Raw genomic sequence first — 26,112 nt, 5'->3', positions numbered from 1 at the left:
GTGAAACGACTCCACGCCGATGATAGTGCGGATTGCCCGTGTGAAAGTAGGTAATCGTCAGGCTCCTTATGCTGTATCCGAAACCCCGGTGTCTCCCTGAGCGCCGGGGTTTTGGCGTTTACGCCTGAAAAAGCGACGATTTTAAGGTCCGCGAGACAAAACGCTCCTCGGCGACCAGCGGCGCAGGTCGCGTTGGGCTGCGGTTTGCGCGGTTCGTCCACCCGCGCACGGTGCTTCAGTGTTTGCGGTGCACCCGGTCAAGCACGTGATGCACAGCAAGCCAGTGATGCATCATGCCTTCGCCCTCGTGTTCCTTGCGGTAGGCTCGGGATTCGTAGATCGATAGTGCAAGCAGCACCAGTAGACCGACGGCCAGTCCGATCAGGCCCGCAATACTTTCGGCATCCATGGCAGCCTCCTTTGGTTGCGGCCATTTTTCTATCTTAGGACAGCCGCGAGTCGGAAAAAATAGCGTGCTGTACCAAGGCGGCAAAGCGAAATAATTTTGAAAGGATCGGACCCGATGTTTCGTGTTCTTCTGGCGGCCGCAGTGGCCGTTTTGCTTTCGGCGTGCGCCGATAATACTGCGACCAGGCACGGCGGACCGCCGCCGCATGATCCTCCGGACTATCACGGTGTCCCCACCGACGACCGGCCGCCGATGATGATCGACAACCTGCCGCCCGCTCAATAACCGCGCGTGAATCGTCTTATTGCGGTTGCGCAGTGGCAGGACGGATTGCGTCGGCAATGCGCGGCAACAGTGGCGAGAGCGTCAAGCCGCGTACGGCCATGAAGATGAGCAGGGCAGCCCACAGGCCGTGGTTGCCGAATGTGCCGACCAGCGTCCACGACGTGACGAGGAATACGGCGAGCGATATTGCCATCGAGCGCATCAACTCGCGTGTGCGTGTCGCGCCGATGAATACACCGTCGAGCAAGAAACCCCATACCGACACAAGCGGTGACAGTGCTGCCCAAGGCAGAAAACGCTCCGCAGCGGTTCGCACATCGGCCTGGTTGGTCAGTTGCTCGATGATCCAGCTTCCGGCGACCCAGTAAGTCGCCGAGAACGCGAGCGCACCGAGTACAGACCAGAATAGATTGACCTTCACCGCATGGTGGAATGCGTCGCGATCGCGCGCGCCGATTGCGGCGCCGACGAGCGCCTCAGCAGCATGGGCGAAGCCATCCAGCCCGTACGCCATGAAAGTCTGAAAATTCAGGAGCAGGGCGTTCGCGGCGAGGATAGCGTCGCCTTGCTTCGCGCCGATATGCGCGAACCACCCGAAGGATCCGAGCAGGCACATCGTGCGCAGAAAGATGTCGCGATTGATCGCGACGAGACGCCCGAGCGCAGCGGGTTCGAGGACGCTATCGAGGCGCAGCCGCAGTAACCCGCGCGGTAGCTGATAGCGGAGCACGACGGCGCCGAACACGAAGCCGAGCGCATCTGCGGTGGCCGTGGCCGCACCGATGCCCGCAATACCCCAGCCGAGCCCGTACACATACAGCAGCACCGCAATCACGTTCGCGACGTTGACGAACACCTGAGCCGCGAGTGCGAGACGTACGCGCTGCGTACCGAGCAGATAACCCAGTACGACATAGTTTGCGAGCGCGAACGGCGCGGCGCCGATGCGCGCCTCGCAGTACGCCTGCGCGTTACGCTGCACCTCGCCGCTTGCGCCGATCAATGCGAGTGCATAGCGGATCAAAGGCGCTTGCACGAGCAGGATCACAGCGCCGATCGCGAATGCCAGCAACAACGCGCGAACAACATTGGCGCGCAGGCCGATGCGGTCGCCCGCGCCGAATGCCTGTGCGACGAGTCCGGTCGTGCCCATGCGCAGGAAGCCGAAGCCCCAGAACACGAAGTTGAAGAACAGCCCGCCGAGCGCCACGCCGCCGAGATCTGCCGCGCTGCCCAGATGGCCGGCTACCGCCGTGTCGACGGCGCCGAGAATCGGCTGAGTAAGGTTGGCGAGGACAATGGGAAACGCGAGCGTCAGGACACGCCGATGCAATCCGCGCTGCGTCGGGAGCGGGACGTCTCCGCTCAACCGCGTTCCTGCACGCAGACCCACGGCGAGACGACGACCGCCCACAGCTCCGGCTTGCGCACGGCGTAGTCGGCTGCGGTGGCGGCTTGCATCCGTTCGACGAGCCCCGACGACAGCCATTGCGTGACGCGTTCGGCGTCATCGCTGGCAATGGCCTCGGCGATGCTGACGAGATCGAGATCGCGTGCCACCGAAAGCAGCTTGCCCTGCGCGAAAAAACGTTCGAGATCTTGCCAGTCGATTTTGGCTGTTTCGCCGAGGAGCTTGGTGTACAGCTGACTGGGCGTGGCGTCGGGAGTAGTCATGGTCAATGAAAAACGGTTGCGGCCGATACTATAAACGATTGGGAGGTCGTCGCGAGCGGGCGGTTGGCGCAGCGTCGCCGCACGAACCATAATATTAATATCTGAGATATTCCAGATTTAATCAGAAGCAAACCGGCGCAAATGAAAGTGCTTCAATCTCGTGTGCACTTTCCAGCTAAATGACTTTATACGTGCGCTTGCCCACTAAAAACTGTGCGCTTGAAGCTGGCGCTATCAATGGCTTCCAACCGGGTGAAAAAGACCTGCCGCGGACACCTTAATGGCATTCTCAGATGAATATAAAAATCAATTGAATCATGATCTTGCTGTAATCTGTATCGTATTTGTAATCTGCATTTCGTATGGGTTATCCATGTGCGCTCGCATTCTTTTGATCGCCTAAGTCCATAAAAACGTCCGCGCGTTTCATAATCGGTGCGCCGCGACACATTTTCGAGAGAATTAAAAGATTGCAGCGATGTCAGGCCGTTGATAGATTCCGTTTCGGCGCATGGTAAACCGGTCCTTTGCCGAAATGCGCCAAACCCCCGTTAGCCCGGCACCATGCCGGGCTTTTTTTTATTTATCGGAAGTGTAGCGGCGTACTCAACGTGGCGGCAGTTCGCGTGCCGGGTCGATCGATCGGCCCTGGTAACGCAGTTCGAAATGGAGCATCACGCGATCGTTGTCGCTGGCGCCCATCTGCGCAATCTGCTGGCCCTGCGTGACCGCTTGCCCTTCCTTGACGAGCAGCGCCTGATTATGCGCGTACGCGGTGAGGTAGTCGCCGTTGTGCTTGACGATCAGCAGGTTGCCATATCCGCGCAAGCCGTTGCCCGCATAGACGACCCTCCCGGCCGCTGCCGCGACCACCGGCGTGCCCGCAGCGTTGACGATGTCGATTCCCTTCGAATCGCGGCCGTCGAACGTGCGAATCACTTTGCCGTTCGTGGGCCAGATGAGCGAAATGGATGTTGCGGGAACGGCCGTTGGCCTCGGCGGGGCGTCGGGTGCAGCGGGCCGCGCGGAGCGGCTCGCGCGCGGCGCGGGGGCCGTTGCGGCTGCCGCTGCCGGTGCCGCTGCTGTAGACGTGCTCGCAGGCGGCGCTACGCGCAGGACCTGGCCGACTTCGATAGCGTTGGGGTTCGACAGGCCGTTCCAGCGCACGATGTTCTGCACCGATTGCCGATTGTCACGGGCAATCTTGCTCACCGTGTCGCCGGACTCCACGCGATAGAAGCCCGGCCCGACCGGCGGCAATCCGCACGCGGCGACCAGCGCGACGAGCGTTGCACACGCGAGTTGCCCGATTCCCCGTCTGATCCTTTTTGCCAACATTGTTTTTGTCAACCTCGAACCCCGCAAGAGCTTGCCGTGCGGCGATTCCGCGTTGGCAATCGTCTGATTTTAACGGGTTTACCCCCTGCGCAAACCGTCGAACCTCAGGCGCAAGCGGTCGTGCATCAGGATGGCTGACAGATGGCCACGAGCAGAGCCTGAAGGGGCGCGATGCGCGCGTCAGGCGAGCGCATCCACGCTGATTCGCAGAACGCCTGTCTCCGAAGCGCCGGGTGCGAGCCAGCGCAGACCGAGGCCGTTATGGATCGCATCCGGCAGACCGAGCCACGGTTCGATGCAGTAGAAGTCGGAGTCGTCTGCCTCGGTCCACGTCGTCACCGCATACCACGGCAGCGAGTCGGGCCGGTCGAGGTCGATCGCGACGCTGCGGCGGAGCGCCGGCGCAACCATGCGTACCGGAGCAGAAGGCGGCGTCGGAGTGAGGATGTGGAAGCGGTCGACAATGCCCGGATCATCGAGCCGGTATTGCGCTTCCCCCGGTTCCGCAGCGCTGATCGAGCCATCGGGTAACTGATGCCGGCGCGTGGTGGGCGGCAGTTCCAGCGTGGTCTGCGCGCGTTGTGCATGCGGCAGCGCGAAGTAAAAGTGGTGGCCAGCGTACCAGGGCAGCGGCGCTGAGCCAGTATTGGTTGTCGTCAGCGACACCTCGAGCGTGCGCTCGTCGACGAGGCGGTAAGCGGCTTCGAAACGGAACGCAAACGGATAGCCTGCGCGCGTGGCCGCTGAATCGGTAAGCGTCATGCGGACGCCGTGGCCGTCGTCGTCGATTTGCGTCGAAAAAGGCAGGTCGCGCGCGAAACCGTGCATCGGCAAGTCACGCACGACGCCTTGCGCGTCGCGCCAGCGCCCGATCTGTCCATCGACACGATGGCGCCCGAGAAACGGGAACAGCAGCGGGTTGCCGCCGCGAATGCGTGCCGGCTGGCTCCAGTTCGCGTGCTCGGGCCAGTGGATGACCGGTCGACCGTCGATATGCCATGAGAGCAGGCGGCCGCCCGCCCACGGGGCGAAACGCAACGTCGAAGCGCCGCTGGAGAGTTCGATGATGTCCTGCGGAGGGCGTGATTCCATGGCCTGGCGTGTGGATGACGTGAAAAGGGGCCGCGACTCGGCTATAAACCGGCTATGAATCGGCTATGAACGCGGATTGTGCGCCGCTTTCCGAAGCGTGGAAACCCTCGTCGGTAATGCGCGCGTAAGGTGCGAGACATCCAGCCTGCGCGTTGACCAGGTTTGCCGGAATTCATATTCAGCGATCACGCCCCGGCATCATCGCGCGGCTTCGTTAGAAATTGTTGCGGCGCCGTAAATTTCTCGACAAATGCGCCTCTCTACTTGGCGCTGCGGTACTGCCCCGGCATAATCGGGGCGCTTCGTCGCACCGTCAGCGTTGCGGTCCGGCGCCATGTCTACCCATTTCGAGGATCTGCGAGTGAGTCTCTGGTTTCTATTGTCTCTGAGCGTACTGCAGGGCGTCACCGAACTCTTTCCCGTGAGCAGTCTCGGCCATACGCTGCTCGTGCCGGCGCTCTTCGGCATGCACATCGACAAACATGCGCCACAACTGCTGCCGTTTCTCGTCGCGCTGCATCTCGGCACAGCGGTCGCGCTGCTCTGGTATTTCCGCGAGCGCTGGGTTGCGTTGATCCGCGGTTTTATCGGCTCGCTCGCCGGCCACAAGAGCGACGATGGGCACATGATGTGGGCGCTTATTATCGGTACGATTCCTGCGGGTCTTGTCGGCCTCGTTCTGGAAAAGCGCATCGAGACGCTCTTCCACGACCTGCGCATCGTCGCGGCTGCGCTCATGATCAACGGCGTGCTGCTGTGGTTCGGCGACCGGCTGCAGCGCGCGCGCATGCATCGCGCACCCGAGAAGCTCACGTTCCGCCAGGCGTTTCTCGTCGGTCTTGCGCAGATCGGCGCGTTGATTCCGGGTTTCTCGCGCAGCGGCCTCACGATGATCGCGGGCAACGCCGCGGGTCTTACGGCCGAGAAGGCCGCCGAGTTTTCGTTCCTGCTCGGCACGCCGATTATCTTCGCCGCGGGCCTGCTCGAACTGCCCAAGCTCTTTCACGCACGCGACCAGTTGATGACGGCTGTGGTGGGCGGCGTGCTCACGGGCATCGCTGCGTGGCTCAGCGTGCGGTTCCTGATGCGCTATTTCGAAGGTCGTGGACGCCTCGCGTCGTTCGGCGTGTACTGTGTCATTGCGGGCGCGATTTGCCTCGGCTGGTTCATGCTGCATCAGCAACCGGTCTGAAACCGCGCACGCCGAGGCACGACCGGCGCAGGTCGATCAAGGTATAATCCAGCGCCCGTACTTCTGCACATGCGGGAGGCGGCGCGCCAGGCACGCGCTTACGCGACAGTAGCTCAGCTGGATAGAGCATCGGCCTTCTAAGCCGAGGGTCGGGGGTTCGAGCCCCTCCTGTCGCACCAGATTTCCCCACCAAAATCAATGGGTCTGCAATTCGAGCACTGCCTGGATTGCACCCTGTCGCTATGTTCACTGCGCTCAGGGTGTGCCTGGACTTACGGTCAAGCTGCGCTGGCAATATCCGGATGTAACGGTAATGCTTTGAGAAGTATTTTGCCCTCGTAAAAAACCAACCATTTCCAGGCCCATTGGGCGGCCAGCGTGTTTTCTCGACGCTTTTGCAGTCTTCAACGAATCCAGTGCCCCACGCATCCCGCTTCAACGAAGTTGGACGCGATTTGACCGCTTCGGTCCTGCTCACCACTGCATCCAATTTCTTCGACGATCCCCAATATTTCTATTTCCGGCGAACGAAATCCGATACCTTTGCGGGTGCGTTCGTCCCGGGCCGCATTGATCTCGCCCATAGCCAATTCCTTCACGACTCCCGGTAGTTCCTCTCGACTGATTTGTGTCTCGTCACCGGGCTTCCCCTCGGACAGGTGAGGGTGGCATGCCACCTCAGCCCGGCCGTCCAAACGCGCCGTGAAATTAGGGATGAATTAACCCTTTGACGCAGGCCTGATACCAAGCGTCGCAGCCCGATCCACAGCCTTTGCTAACCAGTAAACTTGCACCCGGCGAGCTTTCTTGGGCCTGATGCGCGGAATTTCGGTGGGGGCTGGATGAAGAAGATGTACAACTACAGAGGCTTTGACGTAACCGTCGAGGCTGAGCCGATGCGGGCGTCATCGGGTAACGTTGCTTCGTTGGCCGCGTGCGGCTTTGTTGCCGTCGTGCGCATCGGCAGGATGGGGGCGGCACGCCCGGCGGTCGCACCGATGCGTCTTATGTCTGACAATCGAAAGCCGTTTGTGACGGTAGCTGACGTGCAGAGTACGGGCTACATTGCGGGCCAACGAGTCATAGACGACGTACTCGCCTGTTGAGCCGCTTGAGCCTCGTGATGCGGCACGTTGGCCGGTCAATGCCACGCGTTGCCCGGCCTTGCCGCTGACTCTTCGGCGCGCAGCTCGTCCAGCCGAATAGCGACGAGCCAGTGGGGACCAGTGGACCGCTCAGGCCCACTGCATGTCGATTCGTATTTCCTCCATTGCTGCCGCGCTATTTGGTCCGCCGTGATCTCGGCGGATTCTTTCTACATCTACGCACGTTTCATAGACACCCACTTTGCAGTGGCGAGGGCGCACGCGTTTTTCATTGCGCCGTTTAATCTGCATGTGCGAAATCGGGACATAAACATAAATGAAAAAAATTCGCACTCCGATAGAGCATTTAATCTCCGCAAAACTGAAGTCTGCATAAGCACAAACCGCAAGGAATGTAGCTGTCGTTGGCGGCAGCCGGTTATTCCCGAATCTCGCCTAAAACAAGGCGCACTCCCGCACGGCGGCAGTCAAGAAAAAAACCTCGCGTGCTATTCTTTTTCCGATCCGATTGCTCATGAAGGAGAAGATTCGATGACCACCCGAACCCGGTTCGGTAAGAGCGTATCGCAGCCGCGCTCGGCGGCCGCGTGGCTCGACCGGAAGGTGCACTGAGCGTGGTGAACGGCAAGATCGTGTCATGCGGCACCGTGCTGCTCGATCCCGCGGGCCGTGTGTTGCTCGCGCATGCAACCGGCACGAACCATTGGGACATCCCGAAGGGGCACGGCGAACCCGGCGAGACCGAGGCCGAGAGCGCCGTGCGCGAGATGGTCGAGGAAACCGGAATCGCGCTCGATTCGTCGCGGCTGAGGGATCTGGGGCGTTACGTCTATCGCCGCGACAAAGACCTGCACCTGTTCGCCGCGCGTGCGCTCACAAATGAACTTGATCTTTCGCATTGCGTCTGCACGTCGTGGTTCCCGCGCCGCGAAGACGGCGTGATGATCCCCGAAATGGATGCCTGGCGCTGGATCGCGCCGGACGAGGTCGGGCAGTTCGCAAGCCGCAGCCTCACGCGTCTCTTCGAGACGACGCTCTCGCTCGTCCTGCTGCATCGCACGCTGTGAACGTGCCTCGGCGTGTCGGAGTATCGATGCATCGGCGGTCGGGGGAAACACAAAAGCCGTTGCGTGATTTGCCTGGCCGTACCGCAAAGGTGTTAGTGGACGCCGCAACGAGTGTGATTCGCCCATTCCCGCAAACTCCGTTTCGGGAAGTTTGTTTCGGAGGATTGGTTTTAGCGTTAGGGATCGAGCACTAACTATGCGTGCGTTGGCACGCAGAGCAGGGGGCCTTCAGCAGGTAGCTTCAGGCCAAGGAGAACCACGACTAAAGGAGATGCGATGGAAACGCTCAAGCGAGTTTGGGCCGGACAGGAGAGGCTCTGGAAGGTGTGGTGGCTGGTTGGTGTACCGCTTTGGATCGTCCTTGAGGTTATCTGGATACTGCTACTGAACCGTCAAAGGAACGGTTTATTCGATGTACGCAGCCCTGGATACTGGTTGCCCGCCATCGTCGGCGTCGGCTTGTGGATCCTCTGGCTGATTGCTGCCTGGCGCAGTTCGCCGAATGTGGTCAACCAGATGTGGAAATGGGTCGCGCGGGTGCTGATCGTGGTGTTCGTCGCGTTGTCGGTCATCGCGTTGCTCGCCGCTCGCGAGGAATGGCAACAGCGTCTTGCGATGGCCACGCCATCGCAAGGTCAGGTAACCGTGTCCTGGCGCGCGGCACAAGGCAACCAGCACTTGCTCGGTCAGCCCGAGCAATCCGTTCAAGCCAGGGCGTAGTCTCCGGCAAATTACTCCCGCAAATCATTCCCGCAACGGAAAATCCCCCGAAACGTCATGTTTACGGGGGATTGATTCGGAATCAGCTTCGGCTTTCCCGTACCTTTGTGGCGCGGGCCGGCGATTCACGCAGCAGGTTTTCTTTTGCGCGTGAACCCGCGAGCCGACTTACTTCGCCCAGCTGTCGCGCAGGCCGACGATGCGGTTGAACACCGGCTGGCCCGGCTTCGAATCGACGCGATCCGCCACGAAGTAGCCGTGACGCTCGAACTGGTAGCGGTCTTCTGGGGCGGCGTTGCGTGCGCCCGGTTCGAGGTACGCGTGGGCGACACGCTTCGAGTCCGGATTGAGCGCTTCGAGGAAGTCGCGTCCGCCCGCGTCCGGCTGCGGCTCGCGGAACAGGCGGTCGTAGAGACGCACTTCCGCCGGGTACGCATGCGCTGCGCTCACCCAGTGGATGTTGCCCTTCACCTTGTAGTTGTTCGCGCCTTCGGTGCCCGACTTGCTGTCCGGGAAGTAGTTGCAGTGGACGGCGACGACGTTGCCGTTCTCGTCCTTGTCCGCACCCGTGCATTCGATGACGTAGCCGTAGCGCAAACGCACCTTGTTGCCCGGGAACAGGCGGAAGTAGCCTTTCGGCGGCGTTTCCGTGAAATCTTCGCGCTCGATCCACAGTTCGCGCGAGATCGGGAACGTGCGCTGGCCGCGCTCCGGATGGTGCGGATGCACCGGCGCCGTGCAGTCTTCGCTCTGGCCTTCAGGATAGTTGTCGATGATGAGCTTGAGCGGGTCGAGCACGGCGGTCGTGCGCGGCGCCTTCTCGTCGAGGTCGTCGCGCAGCGCGCCTTCGAACACGCTCATGTCGATCCACGAATCGACCTTCGTCACGCCAATGCGCTCGCAAAAGAGCTGGATGCTCTCCGGCGTGAAGCCGCGCCTGCGCACGCCGACGATGGTGGGCAAACGCGGGTCGTCCCAGCCTTCGACGTGGCCTTCGTTCACCAACTGCAGCAGCTTGCGCTTGCTCGTGATCGCGTAGGTCAGGTTCAGGCGCGAAAACTCGATTTGCTGCGGCAGCGGGCGCGTGAAGACGCCGGCGTCCGCGAGTTCGTTCAGCACCCAGTCGTAAAGCGGGCGGTGGTCTTCGAACTCCAGCGTGCAGAGCGAATGCGTGATGTTTTCGAGCGCGTCCGAGATGCAGTGCGTGTAGTCGTACATCGGATACACGCACCATTTGTCGCCGGTACGGTAGTGATGCGCGAAGCGGATGCGGTAGATCACGGGGTCGCGCATGTTGATGTTCGGCGACGCCATGTCGATCTTCGCGCGCAGCACGTGCTCGCCTTCGGCGAACTCGCCCGCCTTCATGCGGCGGAACAGCGCGAGGTTTTCCTCCGGCGTGCGGTCGCGGTACGGCGATGGCTTGCCCGGCTCCGTGAGCGAGCCGCGGCTCGCGCGCATTTCTTCCGCGCTCTGGCTGTCGACATACGCCTTGCCGCGCTCGATCAGCAGTTCGGCGAATGCGTAGAGCTTGTCGTAGTAGTCGCTCGCGTAATAGAGGTGTTCCTGGTCGGCCTTCTTCCATTCGAAGCCGAGCCACGTCACGGCGTCGATGATCGAGTTGACGTATTCGGTGCTCTCTTTTTCCGGGTTCGTGTCGTCGAAGCGCAGGTGGCACACGCCGCCGTAGCTCTTCGCCACGCCGAAGTTCAGGCAGATGCTCTTGGCGTGGCCGATGTGCAGGTAGCCGTTCGGCTCCGGCGGAAAGCGCGTTTCCACGCGCTGGCCCCACTTGCCCGAGCGGTTGTCGTCGTCGATGATGTTGCGGATGAAGTTGGATGCCGCGGGCGCGTCGCTGCGGTCAGCGTCTTTGCGTTCGATATTCATGCGAGAAGGGGAAGATCGTTCGAGGGCGCGATTTCAACGAAAATCCACACGCCCGGGTGGTGTGCTGCCCATTTTACCTGACGTAACCGGGCGAGGAAGCCCTGACAGTTTGTTAGACGCGCCGATGCTGCCCCGGCGCTACCACGGTGCAGTGACACGGCGTATTTGACGGGGAATAACGATGAAAGAACAACGCGTGCTGGTGCTGCCGGGCTATCTGAATTCCGGGCCTGGCCATTGGCAGACGCGCTGGGAAGACGAACGGGCCGGTTTCGTGCGGGTGCAGATGCCCGACTGGACACATCCCGAGTGCGATGCCTGGTGCCGCGCGCTCGATTCTGCGGTGGGCGAGGCGAGCGCGGCGGGCGCTCGCGTGCTGCTGGCGGCGCACAGCCTCGGCTGCCTGACCATTGCCCACTGGGCTGCGCGGCACGCCAGCGCCGCGCGTGCAGGTGGCGCGGTGGCGCAGGTCGCGGGGGCGCTTCTCGTCGCGGTGCCGGATCCGCACGGCCCAGCGTTTCCCGCCGATGCCCACGGCTTCGATCCGGTGCCGCTCGTCCCGTTGCCGTTTGCAAGCATCGTCGTCGCGAGCAGCGACGATCCGTACGGCGGCATCCCGTTCGCCGAACGCTGCGCGCAGGCGTGGGGCAGCCGCTGGAACGGCATTGGCCCGCGCGGTCACATCAACGCCGAAAGCGGCCTCGGCGGCTGGCCGCAGGGTCTCGAATGGCTCGAATCGATGTCGAAGTGAGGCCGCAGTTAAGCGGGCAGTGAAGCGGGGGCAGTAAAGCGGCGGCAGTAAAGCGGGCAGTGAAGCCGCAGTAGAGCGGGCAGCGGCGCGCCGCTGCCGCGCAAGCTCAGACGACGCCCTTGCCGCGCAGCGCGGCGACCTGTTCTTCGCCGTAGCCGAGCACGTCGCGCAGGACGGCGTCGGTGTGCTCGCCGAGCGTCGGCGGATGGCGCTCCACGCGCGGCGGCGTTTCGCTCATGCGGATGGGGTTGCGCACGAGCCTTGCCGTCGCGCCCGACGGGTGCGGCAGATCCACCTGCATCCCGCGCGCGATGACCTGTTCGTTCTCGAACACTTCAGACAGATCGTTGATCGGCCCGCACGGCACGCCTGCGGCTTCGAGCGCGGCGATCCAGTCGGCCTTGGTGCGCGAGCGGACCATGTCGGCGACGACCGGCACGAGCGTATCGCGGTGACGCACGCGGGCGGGATTGGTCGCGAAGCGCTCGTCGTCGGCGAGTTCGGGCTTTCCGCCCACTTCGACGAACTTGCGGAACTGCCCGTCGTTGCCCACGGCGAGGATGATCCAGCTATCGCTCGTCTGGAAGGCCTGGTAGGGCACGATGTTCGGATGCGCGTTGCCCCAGCGCACGGGCGGCTTGCCGCTCGCGAGGTAGTTCGAGTTCATGTTCGCGAGCATGGCCACCTGCACGTCGAGCAGCGCCATGTCGATGTACTGGCCCGTGCCCGTGCGGTCGCGGTGCGCGAGCGCCGTGAGCACGGCGATGGTCGCGTACATGCCGGTCATGAGGTCCGCGATCGCGACGCCCGCTTTTTGCGGGCCGCCGCCCGGCAGGCTGTCGCGCTCGCCGGTGATGCTCATGAAGCCGCCGATGCCCTGCACGATGAAGTCGTAGCCCGCGCGCGCGGCGTACGGGCCCGTCTGGCCGAAACCCGTCACCGAACAGTAGATGAGGTCCGGCTTCACGGCGCGCAGCGATTCGTAGTCGAGTCCGTATTTCTTCAGTTGCCCGGCTTTGTAGTTTTCCAGCACGACGTCGCTCTGTGCCGCGAGTTCGCGCACGATGCGCTGGCCTTCGGGCGTCGAGATATCCACGCTCACCGAGCGCTTGTTGCGGTTCGCGGCGAGATAGTAGGCGGCTTCGGCCGTGTCCTTGCCGTCGGGCGTCTTCAGGTACGGGGGACCCCAGTGGCGCGTGTCGTCGCCCGCGCCGGGGCGCTCCACCTTGATCACGTCGGCGCCGAAGTCGGCGAGGGTCTGCGCGCACCACGGCCCCGCGAGCACGCGGGTGAGGTCCAGTACGCGGATATGGCTGAGAGCGCCCATGCGGTGTCGTCCAAGGTTGTTGTGCGGTTGGCCGCCCGTTACCTTGCGCGCGGCCGATTTCGGCATCTTACGCGATCCGGTAGTGGTAGTGTGAATTTCGGTACAGTGTTTCGCGTAGCGGAACTTCGGCGACCGGCAAGTCGATAAGCCGGGCGGATTTCGCTCACGGGCTTCGTCCATTTACCGTTCAGCTGCCGTGCATTCGTCGAGCATTCGGCGCCGGATTGGCACGCGACAGGGTCGCGCCGCAAGTCAGCCCGGCCGCGCCGCCGCGCGCCTGCTTCGATCACGCTTCGATCCCGTATAATCGACCGATTCCCGGCGACCGATACGGCCGCGAACCGCTTCCAACCGGTTCGCAAGAACCCGCAACGCCACCGGTCGGACCGGAACGAATGCAAGCCATACTCCGATAGAAAACCAGAACGCTGTCCGGCCGTCACGTCGGCGCCACGCGCGCGGCATGCCGGTCCCGGGGCGAGGACATACGCACAGGACGCCTCCAAAGCACGCCATGAAAGCCGCTGAAATCCGCGAGAAATTCCTCAAGTTCTTTGAATCGAAGGGCCACACGATCGTGCGCTCGTCGAGCCTCGTGCCGGGCAACGACCCGACGCTGCTCTTCACCAACTCGGGCATGGTGCAGTTCAAGGACGTGTTCCTCGGCGCCGAGTCGCGTCCGTACTCGCGCGCGACCACCGCGCAGCGCAGCGTGCGCGCGGGCGGCAAGCACAACGACCTCGAAAACGTGGGCTACACGGCGCGCCACCACACGTTCTTCGAGATGCTCGGCAACTTCTCGTTCGGCGACTACTTCAAGCGCGACGCGATCCACTATTGCTGGGAGCTGCTGACCAGGGTCTACGGGCTGCCGGCCGAGAAGCTCACGGTGACCGTCTACAAGGAAGACGACGAGGCGTTCGACATCTGGGCGAAGGAAATCGGCGTTCCGGCCGAGCGGATCATCCGCATCGGCGACAACAAGGGCGCGCGCTACGCATCCGACAACTTCTGGCAGATGGCCGACACCGGCCCGTGCGGCCCGTGCTCGGAAGTGTTCTACGATCACGGCCCGGAAATCTGGGGCGGCCCCCCGGGATCGCCCGAAGAGGACGGCGACCGCTTCATCGAGATCTGGAATCTCGTGTTCATGCAGTTCAACCGCGATGCCCAGGGCAACATGACGCCGCTGCCCAAGCAGTGCGTCGATACGGGCATGGGTCTGGAGCGTCTCGCGGCCGTGCTGCAGCACGTGCACAGCAACTATGAGATCGACCTGTTCCAGAACCTCATCAAGGCCGCTGCGCGCGAAACCAACACGCCCGACCTCACGAACAACTCGCTGAAGGTCATCGCCGACCACATCCGCGCCTGCGCGTTCCTGATCGTCGACGGCGTGATCCCCGGCAATGAAGGCCGCGGTTATGTGCTGCGCCGCATCGTGCGCCGCGCGATCCGGCACGGCTACAAGCTCGGCCAGAAGAGCGCGTTCTTCCACAAGCTCGTGGGCGACCTCGTCGCGGAAATGGGCGCGGCCTATCCGGAACTGAAGGACGCCGAACAGCGCGTGACCGACGTGCTGCGTCAGGAAGAAGAGCGCTTCTTCGAAACGATCGAGCACGGCATGTCGATCCTCGAAGGCGCGCTGGCCGATCTCGCCGCGAAGGGCGGCAAGGTGCTCGACGGCGAACTCGCGTTCAAGCTGCACGACACGTACGGCTTCCCGCTCGACCTCACGGCGGACGTGTGCCGCGAGCGCGAGGTGAGCGTCGACGAGCCAGCGTTCGACGGCGCGATGGCGCGCCAGCGCGAGCAGGCGCGCGCGGCGGGCAAGTTCAAGATGGCGCAGGGCCTCGAATACTCGGGCGCGAAGACCACGTTCCACGGCTACGAAGAGATCGTGTTCGACGACGCGAAGGTCGTCGCGCTCTACGTCGACGGCGCGTCGGTCAACGAAGTGAAAACCGGCCAGGACGCCGTGGTCGTGCTCGACCACACGCCGTTCTACGCCGAGTCGGGCGGCCAGGTGGGCGACCAGGGCGTGATTTCGAACGCGAGCATGCGCTTCGCGGTGGCGGACACGCTCAAGGTCCAGGCCGACGTGATCGGCCACCACGGCACGCTGGAGCAGGGCGCGCTGAAGGTCGGCGACATCGTGAAGGGCGAAATCGACGCGGTCCGCCGCGCCCGCACGGCGCGCAACCACTCGGCGACGCACCTGATGCACAAGGCGCTGCGCGAAGTGCTCGGTTCGCACGTGCAGCAAAAGGGCTCGCTCGTCGACCCCGAGAAGACGCGCTTCGACTTCGCCCACAACGCGCCGATGACGGACGACGAAATCCGCCGCGTCGAAGGCATTGTGAATGCCGAAGTGCTCGCGAACGCGCCGGGCATCGTGCGCGTGATGTCGTTCGACGACGCGGTGAAGGGCGGCGCGATGGCGCTCTTCGGCGAGAAGTACGGCGACGAAGTGCGCGTGCTCGACCTCGGTTTCTCGCGCGAACTCTGCGGCGGCACGCACGTGAGTCGCAGCGGCGATATCGGCCTCTTCAAGATCGTGATGGAAGGCGGCGTGGCCGCGGGCATCCGCCGTGTGGAAGCGATTACGGGCGACAACGCCGTGCGCTACGTGCAGGAGCTCGATGCGCGCATCAACGCGGCAGCCGCGGCGCTCAAGGCGCAGCCGTCGGAACTCACGCAGCGCATCGTGCAGGTGCAGGACCAGGTGAAGTCGCTGGAGAGGGAACTGGGCGCGCTGAAGTCGAAGCTCGCGTCGAGCCAGGGCGACGAACTCGCGGGCCAGGCTGTCGAAGTGGGCGGCGTGCACGTGCTGGCGGCGACGCTCGAAGGCGCGGACGCGAAGACGCTGCGCGAAACCGTCGACAAGCTCAAGGACAAGCTCAAGAGCGCGGCGATCGTGCTGGCGGCTGTCGAAGGCGGCAAGGTGAGCCTGATCGCGGGCGTGACCGCCGAAGCGAGCAAGAAGGTCAAGGCCGGCGAACTCGTGAACTTCGTCGCCCAGCAAGTGGGCGGCAAGGGCGGCGGCCGTCCCGACATGGCGCAGGCGGGCGGCACCGAGCCGGCGAATCTGCCGGCCGCGCTCGCGGGCGTGAAGGGCTGGGTCGAAGCGAAGCTGTAACGCGCGAACCGGTCGGCTGATCGGCCGATCGACGTAAAGAAGGGCTGCTCGCGAGGGCGGCCCTTTTGTTTTGGGCGCGAGATTGGGGTTGGGGCCGAGGTTTGGCTTTTGAACGGTCGTGCCGATCGCGCTCTACAATAGCCGCTTGGTGCGCGTGCCCTGTGCCCGCGCGCGATCCACAGCGAACCATCCATGAGCGAATACCAGTTTTGCCCACGTTGCGCGTCGCGGCTCACCGAGCGCACGGACGCGGCACACGAAGGCGGCCGCGTGCGGCTCGCCTGCCCGGATATCGAGTGCGGTTACGTCCACTGGGACAATCCGCTACCCGTTGTCGCGGCGATCGTCGAATACGAAGGGCGCGTGCTGCTCGCGCGCAATGCGGCCTGGGCCGAGGGCGTGTTCGCGCTCATCACCGGCTTCCTCGAAAACGGCGAGACGCCCGAGGAGGGCATCGCACGCGAAGTCCTCGAGGAAACGGCGCTGCACACCGAGAGCACGGAACTCATCGGCGTTTATGAGTTCATTCGCAAGAACGAGCTGATCATCGCGTATCACGTTCGCGCGTCCGGTACGATTGCGCTGTCGCCCGAACTGCTCGAATACCGGCTCGTCGAACCTGCAAAGCTGCGTCCGTGGCGCGCGGGCACGGGCCAGGCGCTCGGCGAATGGATGCGCCGCCGTGGGCTACCGTTCGAATTCGTCGAGCGGCCCGGGGATTGACGCCCGCCGCCCATACCGTTGTCATCGTCACGAAGATTCGCCACGAAGATTCGCCACGAAGATTCGCCACGAAATTCGCCACGAAATTCGCCACGAAATCCGCCCCGAAACTCGCCCCGAAACTCACCCCAAAACCCTTCGCCCCGTTCCCGATGAACCGACCCGTCGCCCTTGCCCGCACCGATTACGTTCACTTCCTGCCCATCACCACGCGCTGGATGGACAACGATGTCTACGGCCACGTGAACAACGTTGTCTACTACAGCTACTTCGATACCGTCGTGAACGAGTATCTGATTCGCGAGGGTGTGCTCGATATCGAGCATGGCACGACGATCGGCCTCGTCGTCGAAACGCAGTGCAACTACTTCGCGCCGCTCGTGTTTCCGGAGCGCGTCGAAGCGGGTCTGCGGGTCGCGCGGCTGGGTGCGTCGAGCGTGCGCTACGAAGTCGGCCTCTTTCGCGAGGGAGAAGCGCAGCCTGCCGCGCAGGGCCACTTCGTGCACGTCTATGTCGACCGTGCGACGCGCCGCCCGGTCGACGCGCTGCCCGCGGCGCTGCATGCCGCGCTCGCGCGGCTCGTCGTCGTGCCTGCCGACGAAGCAACGCGCGGCTGAGCGCCTCGCCTTCGCACCGCCGCACAGCGAGCAAAGGGCGTCTTTCGTGCAGACCTTCGCCATCGACGCACTGAACGGCATCAGCTACGGTCTGCTGCTCTTCATGCTGTCCGCCGGACTCACGCTGATCTTCAGCATGCTCGGCGTGCTCAATTTCGCCCACGCGAGCTTCTACATGCTCGGCGCGTATCTGGGCGTGACCCTTGCATCGTCACTCGGCTTTGGCTGGGCGCTCGTGCTCGCGCCACTCGTGGCCGGGCTCGCCGGTGCGTGGTTCGAACGCGCGCTGCTGCGCCGCGTGCGGGCCGGCACCGCGCTCAACGCGCTTTTGCTCACGTTCGGCGCCGCTTATGTGATCGGCGAACTCGTCAAGCTCGCGTGGGGACTCGAACCGCTCGCCGCGACGATGCCCGCCGTGCTCGACGGTCCGCTCTTCGCGCTCGGCGGCGCGGTTTTCTCGCGCTATCGCGCGTTCACGATGGCCGTCTCCATCGTCATGCTCGGCGCGCTCTGGGCCGTGCTGCGCATCTCGAAGACCGGTCTCATCGTGCGCGCGGCGCTCACGCACGCGCAGGCGGTTGAGGCGCTCGGCCATGACGTGCCGCGCGTGCGCACGCTCGTGTTTGCGCTCGGCACCGCGCTCGCGGCGCTCGCGGGCGCAGTCGCCGCGCCGGTTTTTGTTGTCGAGCCCGCGATGGCCGAATCGCTCGGCTCGATCGTGTTCGTGGTCGTCGTGACGGGCGGACTCGGCTCGTTGTCCGGTGCGTTTGTCGCGTCGCTCGTGGTGGGCTGCCTGCAGACCTTTGCCGTGGCGAGCAATGTGTCGCTCGATGCACTCGGTGCACGATGGGGCGTGGCGATCTCGCCCGCATGGTGTGCACTCACGCTCGCACAGGCCGCGCCGCTTTTGCCGTATCTGCTGCTCGTCGTGATGCTCGCAGTGCGGCCGCGCGGCCTCTTCGGACAACGTGGCGACGATGCGTGAACCGCTCGCGACCGTGACCTGCAGGAGGCGACCCGCCGCGCGCTGGCGGGCGTGCGCGCCGTGGCTCGCGCTCGTCGCGCTGTTCGTCGTGCCGCCGCTGGTCTCGGCATTGATCTTGCCCGCGCGCATGTCCCAGGGCTGGCTGCTCGCGTGTCTCGCGCAGGCCGCGACGATGATCGTTTTCGCGCTTTCATACAACCTGCTGCTCGGGGGAACCGGGCTGCTCTCGTTCGGCCACGCCGCGCCCGCGGGGATCGGTGCGTTTGTGGCCGCGCATCTGTTCAACCGCTATGCGATGGCGCTGCCGCTGTTGCCGTTCGTGGGCGGCCTCGGCGGCGCGGCCTTCGGCGTGTTGACGGCGCTCGTGGCCGCGCGCCGCGCGGGCACCGCGTTCGCGATGATCACGCTCGGGCTCGGCGAACTCGTCGCGGCGGCCGCGTGGGCGTTGCCCGGCGCGTTCGGCGGCGAGGCGGGCGTCGGTATCGACCGCGCGAGCGGGCCCGCCTGGGCGGGCTGGACCTTCGGCTCCGATCTTCAGGCGTACTGTGTCATCGCCGCGTGGTGTCTCCTCGCGAGCGCGGCGATGTTCGCACTCTCGCGTACGCCGTTCGCACGGCTTGCGAACGCCGTGCGCGACAACCCGGTGCGCGCGGCCGCGCTTGGCGTCGCACCTGCGCGCGCGCGAGCCGCGATGATCGTGTGGAGCGCGGGCTTCGCGGGCGTGGCCGGTACGCTTGCGCTCATCAACATCGAACTGGCCGCCGCCGAGAGCGTCGGCATGATGCGCTCGGCCGCCGTGCTGATCGCGACTGTCACGGGCGGCACGGCGTCGTTCTTCGGCCCGGTGCTCGGCGCGCTCGTGTGGGTCGCGTTCAGCGTGGGCATCGCGAGCGTCACGCGCGCCTGGATGCTCTACGTGGGGCTCTTTTTCATCGCTGTAGTGCTCGCCGCGCCCGATGGGCTTGCAGGTTTCGTCGCGCGCCAGCGAGCGTGGATCGCACGGCATGGCTGGCGGCGCGGTATGCGCGCGTGGGCCGCGGGTGCGTTCGCGGTTGCAAGCGGTGCACTCGCGTTCGTGCTCGCCCTGCAATGGGCGTACGCCGTGCGCTTGCGCGATGCCGATCCCGGTGCATGGCTCGCGTCATTGACGCCGCGCGGCGCGTGGTGGCTCGCGGGCGCGATTGTCGTGCTGGCGGCGTTCGCTGTGGCGGGCGCGTATCGAGCGCGCGATCTGGCGCGTGCGCTCGATGTGCAGGAGAACACGCGATGAGCGACATGCTCCAGCTTCGCGGCATCGAAAAAAGGTTTGGCGCGACGCCGATATTGCGCGGCGTCGATCTCGCCGTGCGCGCGGGCGAGCGTCACGCGCTGATCGGCCCGAACGGCGCGGGCAAATCGACGCTCTTCAGTCTGATCGCGGGCGAGCGCCGCGCGAGTGCGGGCCGCATCGAACTGAACGGCGTCGACACGACACGTCTATCGTCCGCCGCGGTCGCCCGGCGCGGGCTCGCACGCAGTTTCCAGACGACGAGCGTGTTCGCGCGGCTCTCCGTCTTCGACAACGTACGTTGCGCGGTGCTGGCCTCGCGGCGCGGCTGGGCGGGGTGTGTCGAGCGCTGGTTCGGCTCGCGCGACGTCGATGCGCGCGCCGCAGAAGTGCTTGAGGCGATCGGCCTTGCATCGGTCGCGCAGCACGCTGCAGGCATGCTCGGTTATGCCGAGCAACGCGCGCTCGATCTCGGCCTTGCGCTCGCGGGCGGCGCGCATACGCTGCTGCTCGACGAACCGACCGCAGGCATGAATCGCGCGGAAAGCGCCCGTGCCATCGAACTGATCCGCACGGTGACGCCGGGCAAGACGCTCCTCGTCATCGAGCACGATATGGACGCGGTGTTCGGCCTCGCCGACCGCGTGTCGGTGCTCGTGCAGGGCCGTGTGATTGCGACCGGGACGCCCGATGCGATCCGCGCCGATGCCGCCGTGCGCGACGCCTATCTCGGCAGCGGGTTCGCATCATGAGTGCGCTGCTCGACATCGCGGGTCTGCGGGCGTGGTACGGCGCGAGCCAGGTATTGCATGGCGTGGATTTGCGCGTCGGCGCGGGCGAGATCGTCGCGCTCGCGGGGCGCAACGGCTCGGGCCGCTCGACGCTCGCGAAAGCCCTGATGTCGCTTGTGCGCACCGAGGGTGCGCGTATGTTCGCGGGGCGTTCGCTCGACGGCCTGCGCACCTTCGAGATCGCGCGGCTCGGGCTCGGTTACGTCGCGGAACAGCGCGACGTGTTTCCGGATTTGAGCGTGGAGGAGAATCTACGGCTCGGCGTCACCCGATTCACAGGGCGCGCACGCCGCGCGCGCTTCGGCATCGAGGATGCGTGGACGCTTTTTCCGATCCTGCGCGAGCGGCGCGCCGCGCGCGCGGGCGTCCTCTCGGGCGGCGAGCAGCAGATGCTCGCGCTCGCGCGCGCCCTGGTGGGCGATCCGGATCTGCTGATCGTCGACGAACCGACTGAGGGACTTGCCGCGCAGATGATCGTGCGCGTCGGCGAATGTCTGCGCACGTTGCGCGAGCGCGGTGTTGCGGTGCTGCTGATCGAGCAGCGACTCGCGCTTGCGCCGGAACTCGCCGATCGCGTCGCGGTGATGGGGCACGGGCGCATCGTGTTCGACGGTACGCCGCGCGAACTGGCGGCGCGTGAGGACGTGGTGCGCGAGTGGCTCGGCATCGGCTGAGCCACTCACGCTTGTACCGCACCCGCAGCGAACCTACGGAAGCGCGACGCGTGCGAGCGCGGCCATCGGCCCGATCTGCGCGAGCACTTCCCGTTGCGCGGCGTCGCGCACGAAGAGCGAACCGGCAAAGCCGAGCGCATTCACCGAAATGCCCTCCACGCGCTCGGCCGCGCGCGGCACCACGAGCATCCAGCGGCGCGTCACGAGCAGGTTGTACGGCATGGCTTGATGGGCGACGCCTTGCACGTCGCGCGAGCCGATTCCGGCGGCGTCGAGCAGCGCGCGATAGCAGCCCGTCATGCGCGCTGCCGCATCTTCGCCAGCGAGATCGAGCCTTGCGAATGCATGCCGGAAATGCAGCCCCGGCACGGTCCCGATGCCGCCTACGAAGTGCGCCGAATCGAACAGCGTTTCTACCGGCACGGTTGCCGTGCTTTCGTCGAGCGGCAGCGGTGCCACCTGCAGATGCTTGTGCGTCTGGCTCGCGCCCGCCTCGGGCCCGCTGTTGTAAAAGCCGAGCCCGTCTATCGCGTGCAGCGCCGTGCAGAGCGCCGCGAAATCTGTCTGATCGAGCAACGCTTGCTGCGGCTCGAAACGCCGCGTCACGATCAGCAGATGATGCGCGATCACGTTGTACTTGTTCAGCAGCGCCACGTGCGTGCTGGAGAGATCGGCGACGAAGAGATCGGGTTCGTACGGCAGGAACGGATCGGCTGCATGTGGCGTGTGCGGCGCGCTTGTTGCGGCTTCCTTGCGCGCGAGGCTCGAAACTTCGCGCACCACGAAGCGCACGCCGCCGTCTTCGATCACCGTGCGCTTCGTTGCGATCGGGAGCAACGCGCCGCAACGCAGCGCGTGTTCGCTGCGTTGCGCGATGGCCGCGCCAAGCGAGGTGGAGTCTGCCATGAGGGGCGGCATCGCGCTCAGGCCTTGTAGCCGATGGCGCGCAACAGGTCGCGGCGCCATTTGACGTCCTCTTCGGCTTCGACGCCAAGCGGCGTAAAACCGTCCACGACGCCGACGATGCCGCGCCCCTGATCGGTCTCGGCCACGAGTACCTGGGTGGGATTGGCCGTCGCGCAGAAAATGCGGCACACCTCCGGCACGGCCTTGATCGCGTTGAGCACGTTCACGGGGAAGAAACCGTCGCCCAGAAACACGATGAAGCTGTGTCCCGCGCCGATGCGCTGAAGATTGCTCGTGGCGAGTTCGACGAGCGCATCGTCGGTGCCCGAGCGGCGCACGAGTCGCTTGCCGGACGCTTCGCAAAACGCGAGGCCGAAGCGGATGCCGGGCACCGTGCCGTAAAGGGCTTCGTGCAGATCCTCGACGGTCTTAATGAAGTGCGACTGGCCGAGGATGAAGTTGGCGGCTTCGGGCTTGACGATCTCTACCGTGGACAGTTGCATGGCGGGCCTCTTTGGGCAGTGGGTGGTGCAGTGGTTGACGCAGTCGTTGATTCTGGGGGCAGCGCGCCGGGCGGGTCGTGCGGGTCAGGACGCTGCCGCGGGAGCCCTATTATTCGCGCGAACCGGAACGGGCTCAAGCCTGGTGCAGCGCGGCGCAGTACAGTACAGCACGACCTGCAAGCGCGCTGGCCGCCAGAAAAGCAAAACGGCCGGCGCCGCGAGGCGTCCGGCCGTTCATCGCGCACGCGGTGCGCTCACTCAGTCAGCAATCAGGCGCCACTCAAGCAGCGGCCTTCTTCACGCGCTTGCCTTCGACATCGGGCAGGAACACGGTCAGCAAGCCGATCAGCGGCAGGAACGAGCAGACCTTGTAGACGAAGCCGATGCTCGTGGCATCCGCGAGCTGGCCGAGCACGGCCGCGCCGATGCCGCCGAGGCCGAACGCAAGGCCGAAGAAGAGGCCCGCGACCGTACCGACCTTGCCCGGAATCAGTTCCTGCGCGTAGACGAGGATGGCCGCGAACGCGGAAGCCAGCACGAGGCCGATGATCACGGTCAGCACGCTGGTCCAGAACAGGTTGGCGTAGGGCAGGAGCAGCGTGAACGGCGCGACGCCGAGAATCGACACCCAGATCACGTATTTGCGGCCGACGCGGTCGCCTACCGGTCCGCCGATGATCGTGCCCGCCGCGACGGCTGCGAGGAACACGAACAGATGGATCTGCGCGGCCTGCACGCTCAGGTGAAAGCGGTCGATCAGATAAAACGTGAAGTAGCTGTTGATGCTCGCGAGGTAGAAGTACTTCGAGAACACGAGCAGCAGGAGCACGCCGAGCGCCATGGCGACGCGGCCGCGCGAGAGCGCGGCGTGCGGGGGCGCGACGCGCTTTTTCTTCATGTTCGGATGCGACTTGTACCAGCGGCCGATCCGCGTGAGCACGAAGATTGCGACGAGCGCCGCGACGGAGAACCACGCGATGCTGCGCTGGCCGTGCGGAATGACGATCGCGGCGGCGAGCAGCGGCCCGAGCGACGTGCCCGCATTGCCGCCCACCTGGAAGAGCGACTGCGCGAGCCCGTGACGGCCGCCCGAGGCCATGCGCGCGACGCGCGACGACTCCGGATGAAACACCGACGAGCCGCAGCCCACGAGCGCGGCTGCGCAGAGCAGCACGGTGAAACTCGACGCCACCGACATCAGCAGCAGGCCGCACAGCGTGAAGCCCATGCCGACGGGCAGCGAATACGGCATCGGACGCTTGTCGGTATAGGTGCCGACGACCGGCTGCAGCATCGACGCCGTGAGCTGGTAGGTGAGCGTGATGAGGCCGATCTGGGTGAAGGACAGCGAAAAGCTGTCCTTGAGCATCGGATAGATCGCGAGGATCAACGACTGGATCATGTCGTTGATCAGGTGCGAAAAGCTGATCGCGCCGAGGACCGAATAGATCGTGGGCTGCTGCGCGGCGGATGTAGCGGAGGCCGCGGACGCCGATGGCGCGGCGCCCGCAAGGGCACCCTTCTTGAGGCTCGTTTCCATGTTGTAAATCGCAGGAGTATTCGTGCGGGCACCGCGCCCCAAGGGCGTCGGCAACGGCACGAAATGGACATGTATAAGAGTTATGAACGGGAGTGTAATGTGTCTCGCACGAATAGTCCGGACATTATTTGTTGAGAATCGGACATCCGCAGCCGCTTACTGCAGCGCGCCGCGACGGCGACCGTTGCGGCGCGCGCGCAACAGATTCTGGAGCGATTTATTGGTCCGTCATTTTGGCCGGGTATAACCCGCCGTACGCACGCTCACGAGGCGTGACGGGACGGGGCCGGAATGCGACAGATCAGGGCACGACAGCGGAGGGCTAAAGTTTGCGTCCTGCTTTGCCGTAGAACCGGTTCTGGCGGACCGCGACGCAGCTCCCGGGCGCTCTACAACAAGCAGGAGACGTAACCACATGAAAGCAGCATCACAAGCCAGCCGGCGCGCCGGATTCATGCCGCAGGACACGGGGGCCGCGGGCGCCAGCACACGCACGACGCGTGCCGCGCGGGGCGGGGACGGCAAATCGTTCTCGGTGAAGGGGACGCTGCGGATTGCCTTTGCCGTGCTCCTCATCGGCACGCTTGCCATGGGCGTGTTCTCGCTCGCACAGATCAGCCGTCTCAACAGCTCGACGCAATCGATCTACGAACAGGGTTATATCGCCAGCCGCGCCGCCGAAGAGGCGCGTGGCCACCTGCTGCGCGCAAGCCGTGCGCAAAAGATGCTGCTCACCGCCACGACCGCGAAAGAGCGCGATGAACTGGGCCAAGACATCGACCGCGATCTCGCCGCGCTCGAGCGCGAGCTGGGCTCGCTCGCGCAATACGCGGCGCAGTCCGGCGGCGAGGCGCTCGATCAGGAGAAGAAGTTCGCCGCCGCGACTTCGACGTGGAGCGGCCATCTACGCGATTTCGTGACGCTCGTGAAGGCACAGCCGCTCGACCTCTCGCAGATGAACTGGCAGGTCGGCACGCAGGACGTGTCGCTGCTCGTCGAAACGGAGAAACTCGAAAAGCTCGTCGACCAGCTCGTGACGCAGCGCGGCACGGCCGCGAAGGCGACCATCGATACGGCCGGGTTCATCTATAAATCGTCGTTCGTCATGATGGCCGTCGCGACGGTCGCGCTCTTCGTGCTCGCGTTCGTCATGGGCGAGTGGGTCGTGCGGCGCATCGCGCGGCAGCTCGGCGGCGAACCCGTGCACGCCAAGGAGATCGCGAGCCGCATCGCCTCGGGCGACCTGGCGCAGCCGGTCAAGGTCGATGCGCGCGACGCGTCCAGCATGCTCGGCGCGCTGCGCGACATGCAAACCGGGCTCGCCTCGACCGTGTCGGAAATTGCCGCGAGTGCGGAGGCCATTGCCGCTGCGTCGGGCGAAATTTCGACCGGCAATCTCGATCTCTCGCATCGCACCGAGCAACAGGCGGTCGCGCTCGAACGCACCGCGAGCAGCATGGAGGAACTCACGTCGACGGTGCGCCTGAACGCCGAAAACGCGGCACAGGCCAGCACGCTTGCGGGCAATGCCTCGGAGATCGCGGAGAAGGGCGGCAGCGTGGTGGGCCGCGTGGTCGCGACGATGAACGAGATCAACGAGAGCGCGAAGAGCATTGCGGACATCATCGGCGTGATCGAGGGCATCGCGTTCCAGACCAACATTCTTGCGCTGAACGCGGCGGTGGAAGCCGCGCGCGCGGGCGAGGACGGTCGCGGCTTCTCGGTCGTGGCGGGCGAAGTGCGCAACCTCGCGCAGCGCAGCGCGGCGGCGGCCAAGGAGATCAAGACGCTGATCAGCGCGTCGGTGGAGCGCGTGGCGAACGGCTCCACGCTCGCGCAGGACGCCGGTCAGACGATGGACGAAGTCGTGAAGGCGGTGAAGCGCGTGAACGACATCATCGGCGAGATTTCGGCGGCGTCGCACGAGCAGCGCGCGGGCATCGAGGAAATCAGCCGCGCCGTGACGCAGATGGACGCCGGTACGCAGCAGAACGCGGCGCTTGTCGAAGAGGCGACGGCGGCTGCGCAGTCGCTCGACGATCAGGCGAAAACGCTCAAGCGGCTTGTCGGGAAGTTCAGGCTTGCCTGAGTGCCTTGCTTGCCTGGCTGTAATGCAAAA

The 26,112-nt window shown here is 64.8% G+C and carries 24 protein-coding genes and 1 tRNA gene; 14 read left to right on the top strand and 11 right to left on the bottom strand.

Annotation, left to right across the window (positions count from 1 at the left end; genetic code table 11):
- Positions 1 to 235: 235 nt before the first annotated feature.
- From Q0L30_RS22060 to Q0L30_RS22040, 5 genes are all read right to left on the bottom strand, one after another.
- Positions 236 to 409: a hypothetical protein gene (locus Q0L30_RS22060; RefSeq protein ID WP_293034602.1), complete on the bottom strand. Its 174-nt coding sequence runs from the start codon at positions 407 to 409 to the stop codon at positions 236 to 238.
- A 301-nt stretch (positions 410 to 710) separates the two neighbouring features.
- On the bottom strand, positions 711 to 2,063 hold the full coding sequence (locus Q0L30_RS22055; protein WP_296661772.1) for an MATE family efflux transporter: 1,353 nt from the start codon (positions 2,061 to 2,063) through the stop codon (positions 711 to 713).
- Positions 2,060 to 2,368 carry a DUF2288 domain-containing protein gene (locus tag Q0L30_RS22050; protein ID WP_296661771.1) on the bottom strand — a complete coding sequence of 103 codons (309 nt, stop codon included), beginning with the start codon at positions 2,366 to 2,368 and terminating at the stop codon, positions 2,060 to 2,062. Before Q0L30_RS22050 ends, Q0L30_RS22055 begins: the two co-directional genes overlap by 4 nt.
- A 606-nt stretch (positions 2,369 to 2,974) precedes the next feature.
- Positions 2,975 to 3,706: a peptidoglycan DD-metalloendopeptidase family protein gene (locus tag Q0L30_RS22045; protein ID WP_296661770.1), complete on the bottom strand. Its 732-nt coding sequence runs from the start codon at positions 3,704 to 3,706 to the stop codon at positions 2,975 to 2,977.
- Between the two features lie 180 nt (positions 3,707 to 3,886).
- On the bottom strand, positions 3,887 to 4,798 hold the full coding sequence (locus tag Q0L30_RS22040; RefSeq protein ID WP_296661769.1) for an aldose epimerase: 912 nt from the start codon (positions 4,796 to 4,798) through the stop codon (positions 3,887 to 3,889).
- 361 nt (positions 4,799 to 5,159) lie between these two features.
- On the opposite strand from Q0L30_RS22040, the gene Q0L30_RS22035 reads away from it, so the two are divergent.
- Together Q0L30_RS22035 and Q0L30_RS22030 are read left to right on the top strand one after the other, a co-directional pair.
- Positions 5,160 to 5,990, top strand: a complete 831-nt coding sequence (locus Q0L30_RS22035; protein WP_296661768.1) for an undecaprenyl-diphosphate phosphatase — start codon at positions 5,160 to 5,162, stop codon at positions 5,988 to 5,990.
- Positions 5,991 to 6,092: 102 nt separating this feature from the next.
- Positions 6,093 to 6,169, top strand: a tRNA-Arg gene (locus Q0L30_RS22030).
- A gap of 225 nt (positions 6,170 to 6,394) precedes the next feature.
- On the opposite strand, the gene Q0L30_RS22025 is transcribed toward Q0L30_RS22030, so the two are convergent.
- Positions 6,395 to 6,574, bottom strand: coding sequence for a hypothetical protein (locus Q0L30_RS22025; protein ID WP_296661767.1), 180 nt, complete (start codon positions 6,572 to 6,574; stop codon positions 6,395 to 6,397).
- A gap of 258 nt (positions 6,575 to 6,832) precedes the next feature.
- On the opposite strand from Q0L30_RS22025, the gene Q0L30_RS22020 reads away from it, so the two are divergent.
- The 3 genes from Q0L30_RS22020 to Q0L30_RS22010 all read left to right on the top strand — a co-directional run bounded on the left by Q0L30_RS22020 (position 6,833) and on the right by Q0L30_RS22010 (position 8,883).
- The gene (locus Q0L30_RS22020) at positions 6,833 to 7,096 is read left to right on the top strand and encodes a hypothetical protein (RefSeq protein WP_296661766.1); all 264 of its coding nucleotides are present in this window, start codon (positions 6,833 to 6,835) and stop codon (positions 7,094 to 7,096) included.
- A 617-nt stretch (positions 7,097 to 7,713) separates the two neighbouring features.
- A complete protein-coding gene (locus tag Q0L30_RS22015; RefSeq protein WP_296661783.1) occupies positions 7,714 to 8,163 on the top strand; it encodes an NUDIX hydrolase in 450 nt (149 codons plus the stop codon).
- Between the two features lie 276 nt (positions 8,164 to 8,439).
- Positions 8,440 to 8,883, top strand: a complete 444-nt coding sequence (locus tag Q0L30_RS22010; RefSeq protein ID WP_296661765.1) for a hypothetical protein — start codon at positions 8,440 to 8,442, stop codon at positions 8,881 to 8,883.
- Positions 8,884 to 9,051: 168 nt separating this feature from the next.
- On the opposite strand, the gene Q0L30_RS22005 is transcribed toward Q0L30_RS22010, so the two are convergent.
- Positions 9,052 to 10,770: a glutamine--tRNA ligase/YqeY domain fusion protein gene (locus Q0L30_RS22005; protein WP_296661764.1), complete on the bottom strand. Its 1,719-nt coding sequence runs from the start codon at positions 10,768 to 10,770 to the stop codon at positions 9,052 to 9,054.
- 175 nt (positions 10,771 to 10,945) lie between these two features.
- Between Q0L30_RS22005 and Q0L30_RS22000 the strand changes: the two genes are divergently transcribed.
- Entirely contained in the window at positions 10,946 to 11,521 is a 576-nt protein-coding gene (locus tag Q0L30_RS22000) for an alpha/beta hydrolase (protein WP_296661782.1), read from the top strand.
- Positions 11,522 to 11,627: 106 nt separating this feature from the next.
- On the opposite strand, the gene Q0L30_RS21995 is transcribed toward Q0L30_RS22000, so the two are convergent.
- Positions 11,628 to 12,848 (bottom strand): CaiB/BaiF CoA-transferase family protein, encoded by a 1,221-nt coding sequence (locus Q0L30_RS21995; protein WP_296661763.1) that lies wholly within the window; start codon positions 12,846 to 12,848, stop codon positions 11,628 to 11,630.
- A 514-nt stretch (positions 12,849 to 13,362) separates the two neighbouring features.
- Here Q0L30_RS21995 and alaS point away from each other — a divergent pair.
- The 7 genes from alaS to Q0L30_RS21960 all read left to right on the top strand — a co-directional run bounded on the left by alaS (position 13,363) and on the right by Q0L30_RS21960 (position 21,044).
- The gene (gene alaS, locus Q0L30_RS21990; RefSeq protein WP_296661762.1) at positions 13,363 to 15,987 is read left to right on the top strand and encodes an alanine--tRNA ligase; all 2,625 of its coding nucleotides are present in this window, start codon (positions 13,363 to 13,365) and stop codon (positions 15,985 to 15,987) included.
- Between the two features lie 192 nt (positions 15,988 to 16,179).
- Positions 16,180 to 16,710 (top strand): NUDIX domain-containing protein, encoded by a 531-nt coding sequence (locus Q0L30_RS21985; RefSeq protein ID WP_296661761.1) that lies wholly within the window; start codon positions 16,180 to 16,182, stop codon positions 16,708 to 16,710.
- Between the two features lie 152 nt (positions 16,711 to 16,862).
- Positions 16,863 to 17,327: a thioesterase family protein gene (locus tag Q0L30_RS21980; protein ID WP_296661760.1), complete on the top strand. Its 465-nt coding sequence runs from the start codon at positions 16,863 to 16,865 to the stop codon at positions 17,325 to 17,327.
- Between the two features lie 46 nt (positions 17,328 to 17,373).
- Complete coding sequence (locus Q0L30_RS21975; RefSeq protein ID WP_296661759.1) at positions 17,374 to 18,312, top strand: branched-chain amino acid ABC transporter permease; 939 nt, start codon at positions 17,374 to 17,376, stop codon at positions 18,310 to 18,312.
- Positions 18,305 to 19,582, top strand: a complete 1,278-nt coding sequence (locus Q0L30_RS21970) for a branched-chain amino acid ABC transporter permease (RefSeq protein WP_296661758.1) — start codon at positions 18,305 to 18,307, stop codon at positions 19,580 to 19,582. The genes Q0L30_RS21975 and Q0L30_RS21970 overlap by 8 nt, the downstream gene beginning before the upstream one ends.
- On the top strand, positions 19,579 to 20,331 hold the full coding sequence (locus tag Q0L30_RS21965) for an ABC transporter ATP-binding protein (protein WP_296661757.1): 753 nt from the start codon (positions 19,579 to 19,581) through the stop codon (positions 20,329 to 20,331). The genes Q0L30_RS21970 and Q0L30_RS21965 overlap by 4 nt, the downstream gene beginning before the upstream one ends.
- Positions 20,328 to 21,044 (top strand): ABC transporter ATP-binding protein, encoded by a 717-nt coding sequence (locus Q0L30_RS21960; RefSeq protein ID WP_296661756.1) that lies wholly within the window; start codon positions 20,328 to 20,330, stop codon positions 21,042 to 21,044. The genes Q0L30_RS21965 and Q0L30_RS21960 overlap by 4 nt, the downstream gene beginning before the upstream one ends.
- A gap of 33 nt (positions 21,045 to 21,077) precedes the next feature.
- Here the strand turns inward: Q0L30_RS21960 and Q0L30_RS21955 are convergent, their stop codons facing one another.
- From Q0L30_RS21955 to Q0L30_RS21945, 3 genes are all read right to left on the bottom strand, one after another.
- Positions 21,078 to 21,950 carry a DUF4922 domain-containing protein gene (locus Q0L30_RS21955; protein ID WP_296661755.1) on the bottom strand — a complete coding sequence of 291 codons (873 nt, stop codon included), beginning with the start codon at positions 21,948 to 21,950 and terminating at the stop codon, positions 21,078 to 21,080.
- Positions 21,951 to 21,967: 17 nt separating this feature from the next.
- The gene (locus Q0L30_RS21950) at positions 21,968 to 22,453 is read right to left on the bottom strand and encodes an adenosine-specific kinase (protein ID WP_296661754.1); all 486 of its coding nucleotides are present in this window, start codon (positions 22,451 to 22,453) and stop codon (positions 21,968 to 21,970) included.
- Between the two features lie 280 nt (positions 22,454 to 22,733).
- Positions 22,734 to 23,993 (bottom strand): MFS transporter, encoded by a 1,260-nt coding sequence (locus Q0L30_RS21945; RefSeq protein WP_296661753.1) that lies wholly within the window; start codon positions 23,991 to 23,993, stop codon positions 22,734 to 22,736.
- A 415-nt stretch (positions 23,994 to 24,408) separates the two neighbouring features.
- On the opposite strand from Q0L30_RS21945, the gene Q0L30_RS21940 reads away from it, so the two are divergent.
- Positions 24,409 to 26,082 (top strand): methyl-accepting chemotaxis protein, encoded by a 1,674-nt coding sequence (locus Q0L30_RS21940; protein ID WP_296661752.1) that lies wholly within the window; start codon positions 24,409 to 24,411, stop codon positions 26,080 to 26,082.
- Positions 26,083 to 26,112: the final 30 nt, after the last annotated feature.

It is taken from the genome of Paraburkholderia sp. (assembly GCF_024281035.1).
Classification (GTDB): Bacteria; Pseudomonadota; Gammaproteobacteria; order Burkholderiales; family Burkholderiaceae; genus Paraburkholderia.
This window is presented reverse-complemented; position numbering and strand designations above follow the sequence as displayed.

Coding starts and splice junctions, on each gene's coding strand:
- Q0L30_RS22060 (WP_293034602.1), bottom strand. CDS start 409: ATGGATGCCGAAAGTATTGCGGGCCTGATCGGACTGGCCGTCGGTCTA.
- Q0L30_RS22050 (WP_296661771.1), bottom strand. CDS start 2,368: ATGACTACTCCCGACGCCACGCCCAGTCAGCTGTACACCAAGCTCCTC.
- Q0L30_RS22045 (WP_296661770.1), bottom strand. CDS start 3,706: ATGTTGGCAAAAAGGATCAGACGGGGAATCGGGCAACTCGCGTGTGCA.
- Q0L30_RS22040 (WP_296661769.1), bottom strand. CDS start 4,798: ATGGAATCACGCCCTCCGCAGGACATCATCGAACTCTCCAGCGGCGCT.
- Q0L30_RS22025 (WP_296661767.1), bottom strand. CDS start 6,574: ATGGGCGAGATCAATGCGGCCCGGGACGAACGCACCCGCAAAGGTATC.
- Q0L30_RS22020 (WP_296661766.1), top strand. CDS start 6,833: ATGAAGAAGATGTACAACTACAGAGGCTTTGACGTAACCGTCGAGGCT.
- Q0L30_RS22010 (WP_296661765.1), top strand. CDS start 8,440: ATGGAAACGCTCAAGCGAGTTTGGGCCGGACAGGAGAGGCTCTGGAAG.
- Q0L30_RS22005 (WP_296661764.1), bottom strand. CDS start 10,770: ATGAATATCGAACGCAAAGACGCTGACCGCAGCGACGCGCCCGCGGCA.
- Q0L30_RS21995 (WP_296661763.1), bottom strand. CDS start 12,848: ATGGGCGCTCTCAGCCATATCCGCGTACTGGACCTCACCCGCGTGCTC.
- alaS (WP_296661762.1), top strand. CDS start 13,363: ATGAAAGCCGCTGAAATCCGCGAGAAATTCCTCAAGTTCTTTGAATCG.
- Q0L30_RS21985 (WP_296661761.1), top strand. CDS start 16,180: ATGAGCGAATACCAGTTTTGCCCACGTTGCGCGTCGCGGCTCACCGAG.
- Q0L30_RS21980 (WP_296661760.1), top strand. CDS start 16,863: ATGAACCGACCCGTCGCCCTTGCCCGCACCGATTACGTTCACTTCCTG.
- Q0L30_RS21970 (WP_296661758.1), top strand. CDS start 18,305: ATGCGTGAACCGCTCGCGACCGTGACCTGCAGGAGGCGACCCGCCGCG.
- Q0L30_RS21965 (WP_296661757.1), top strand. CDS start 19,579: ATGAGCGACATGCTCCAGCTTCGCGGCATCGAAAAAAGGTTTGGCGCG.
- Q0L30_RS21960 (WP_296661756.1), top strand. CDS start 20,328: ATGAGTGCGCTGCTCGACATCGCGGGTCTGCGGGCGTGGTACGGCGCG.
- Q0L30_RS21955 (WP_296661755.1), bottom strand. CDS start 21,950: ATGGCAGACTCCACCTCGCTTGGCGCGGCCATCGCGCAACGCAGCGAA.
- Q0L30_RS21950 (WP_296661754.1), bottom strand. CDS start 22,453: ATGCAACTGTCCACGGTAGAGATCGTCAAGCCCGAAGCCGCCAACTTC.
- Q0L30_RS21945 (WP_296661753.1), bottom strand. CDS start 23,993: ATGGAAACGAGCCTCAAGAAGGGTGCCCTTGCGGGCGCCGCGCCATCG.
- Q0L30_RS21940 (WP_296661752.1), top strand. CDS start 24,409: ATGAAAGCAGCATCACAAGCCAGCCGGCGCGCCGGATTCATGCCGCAG.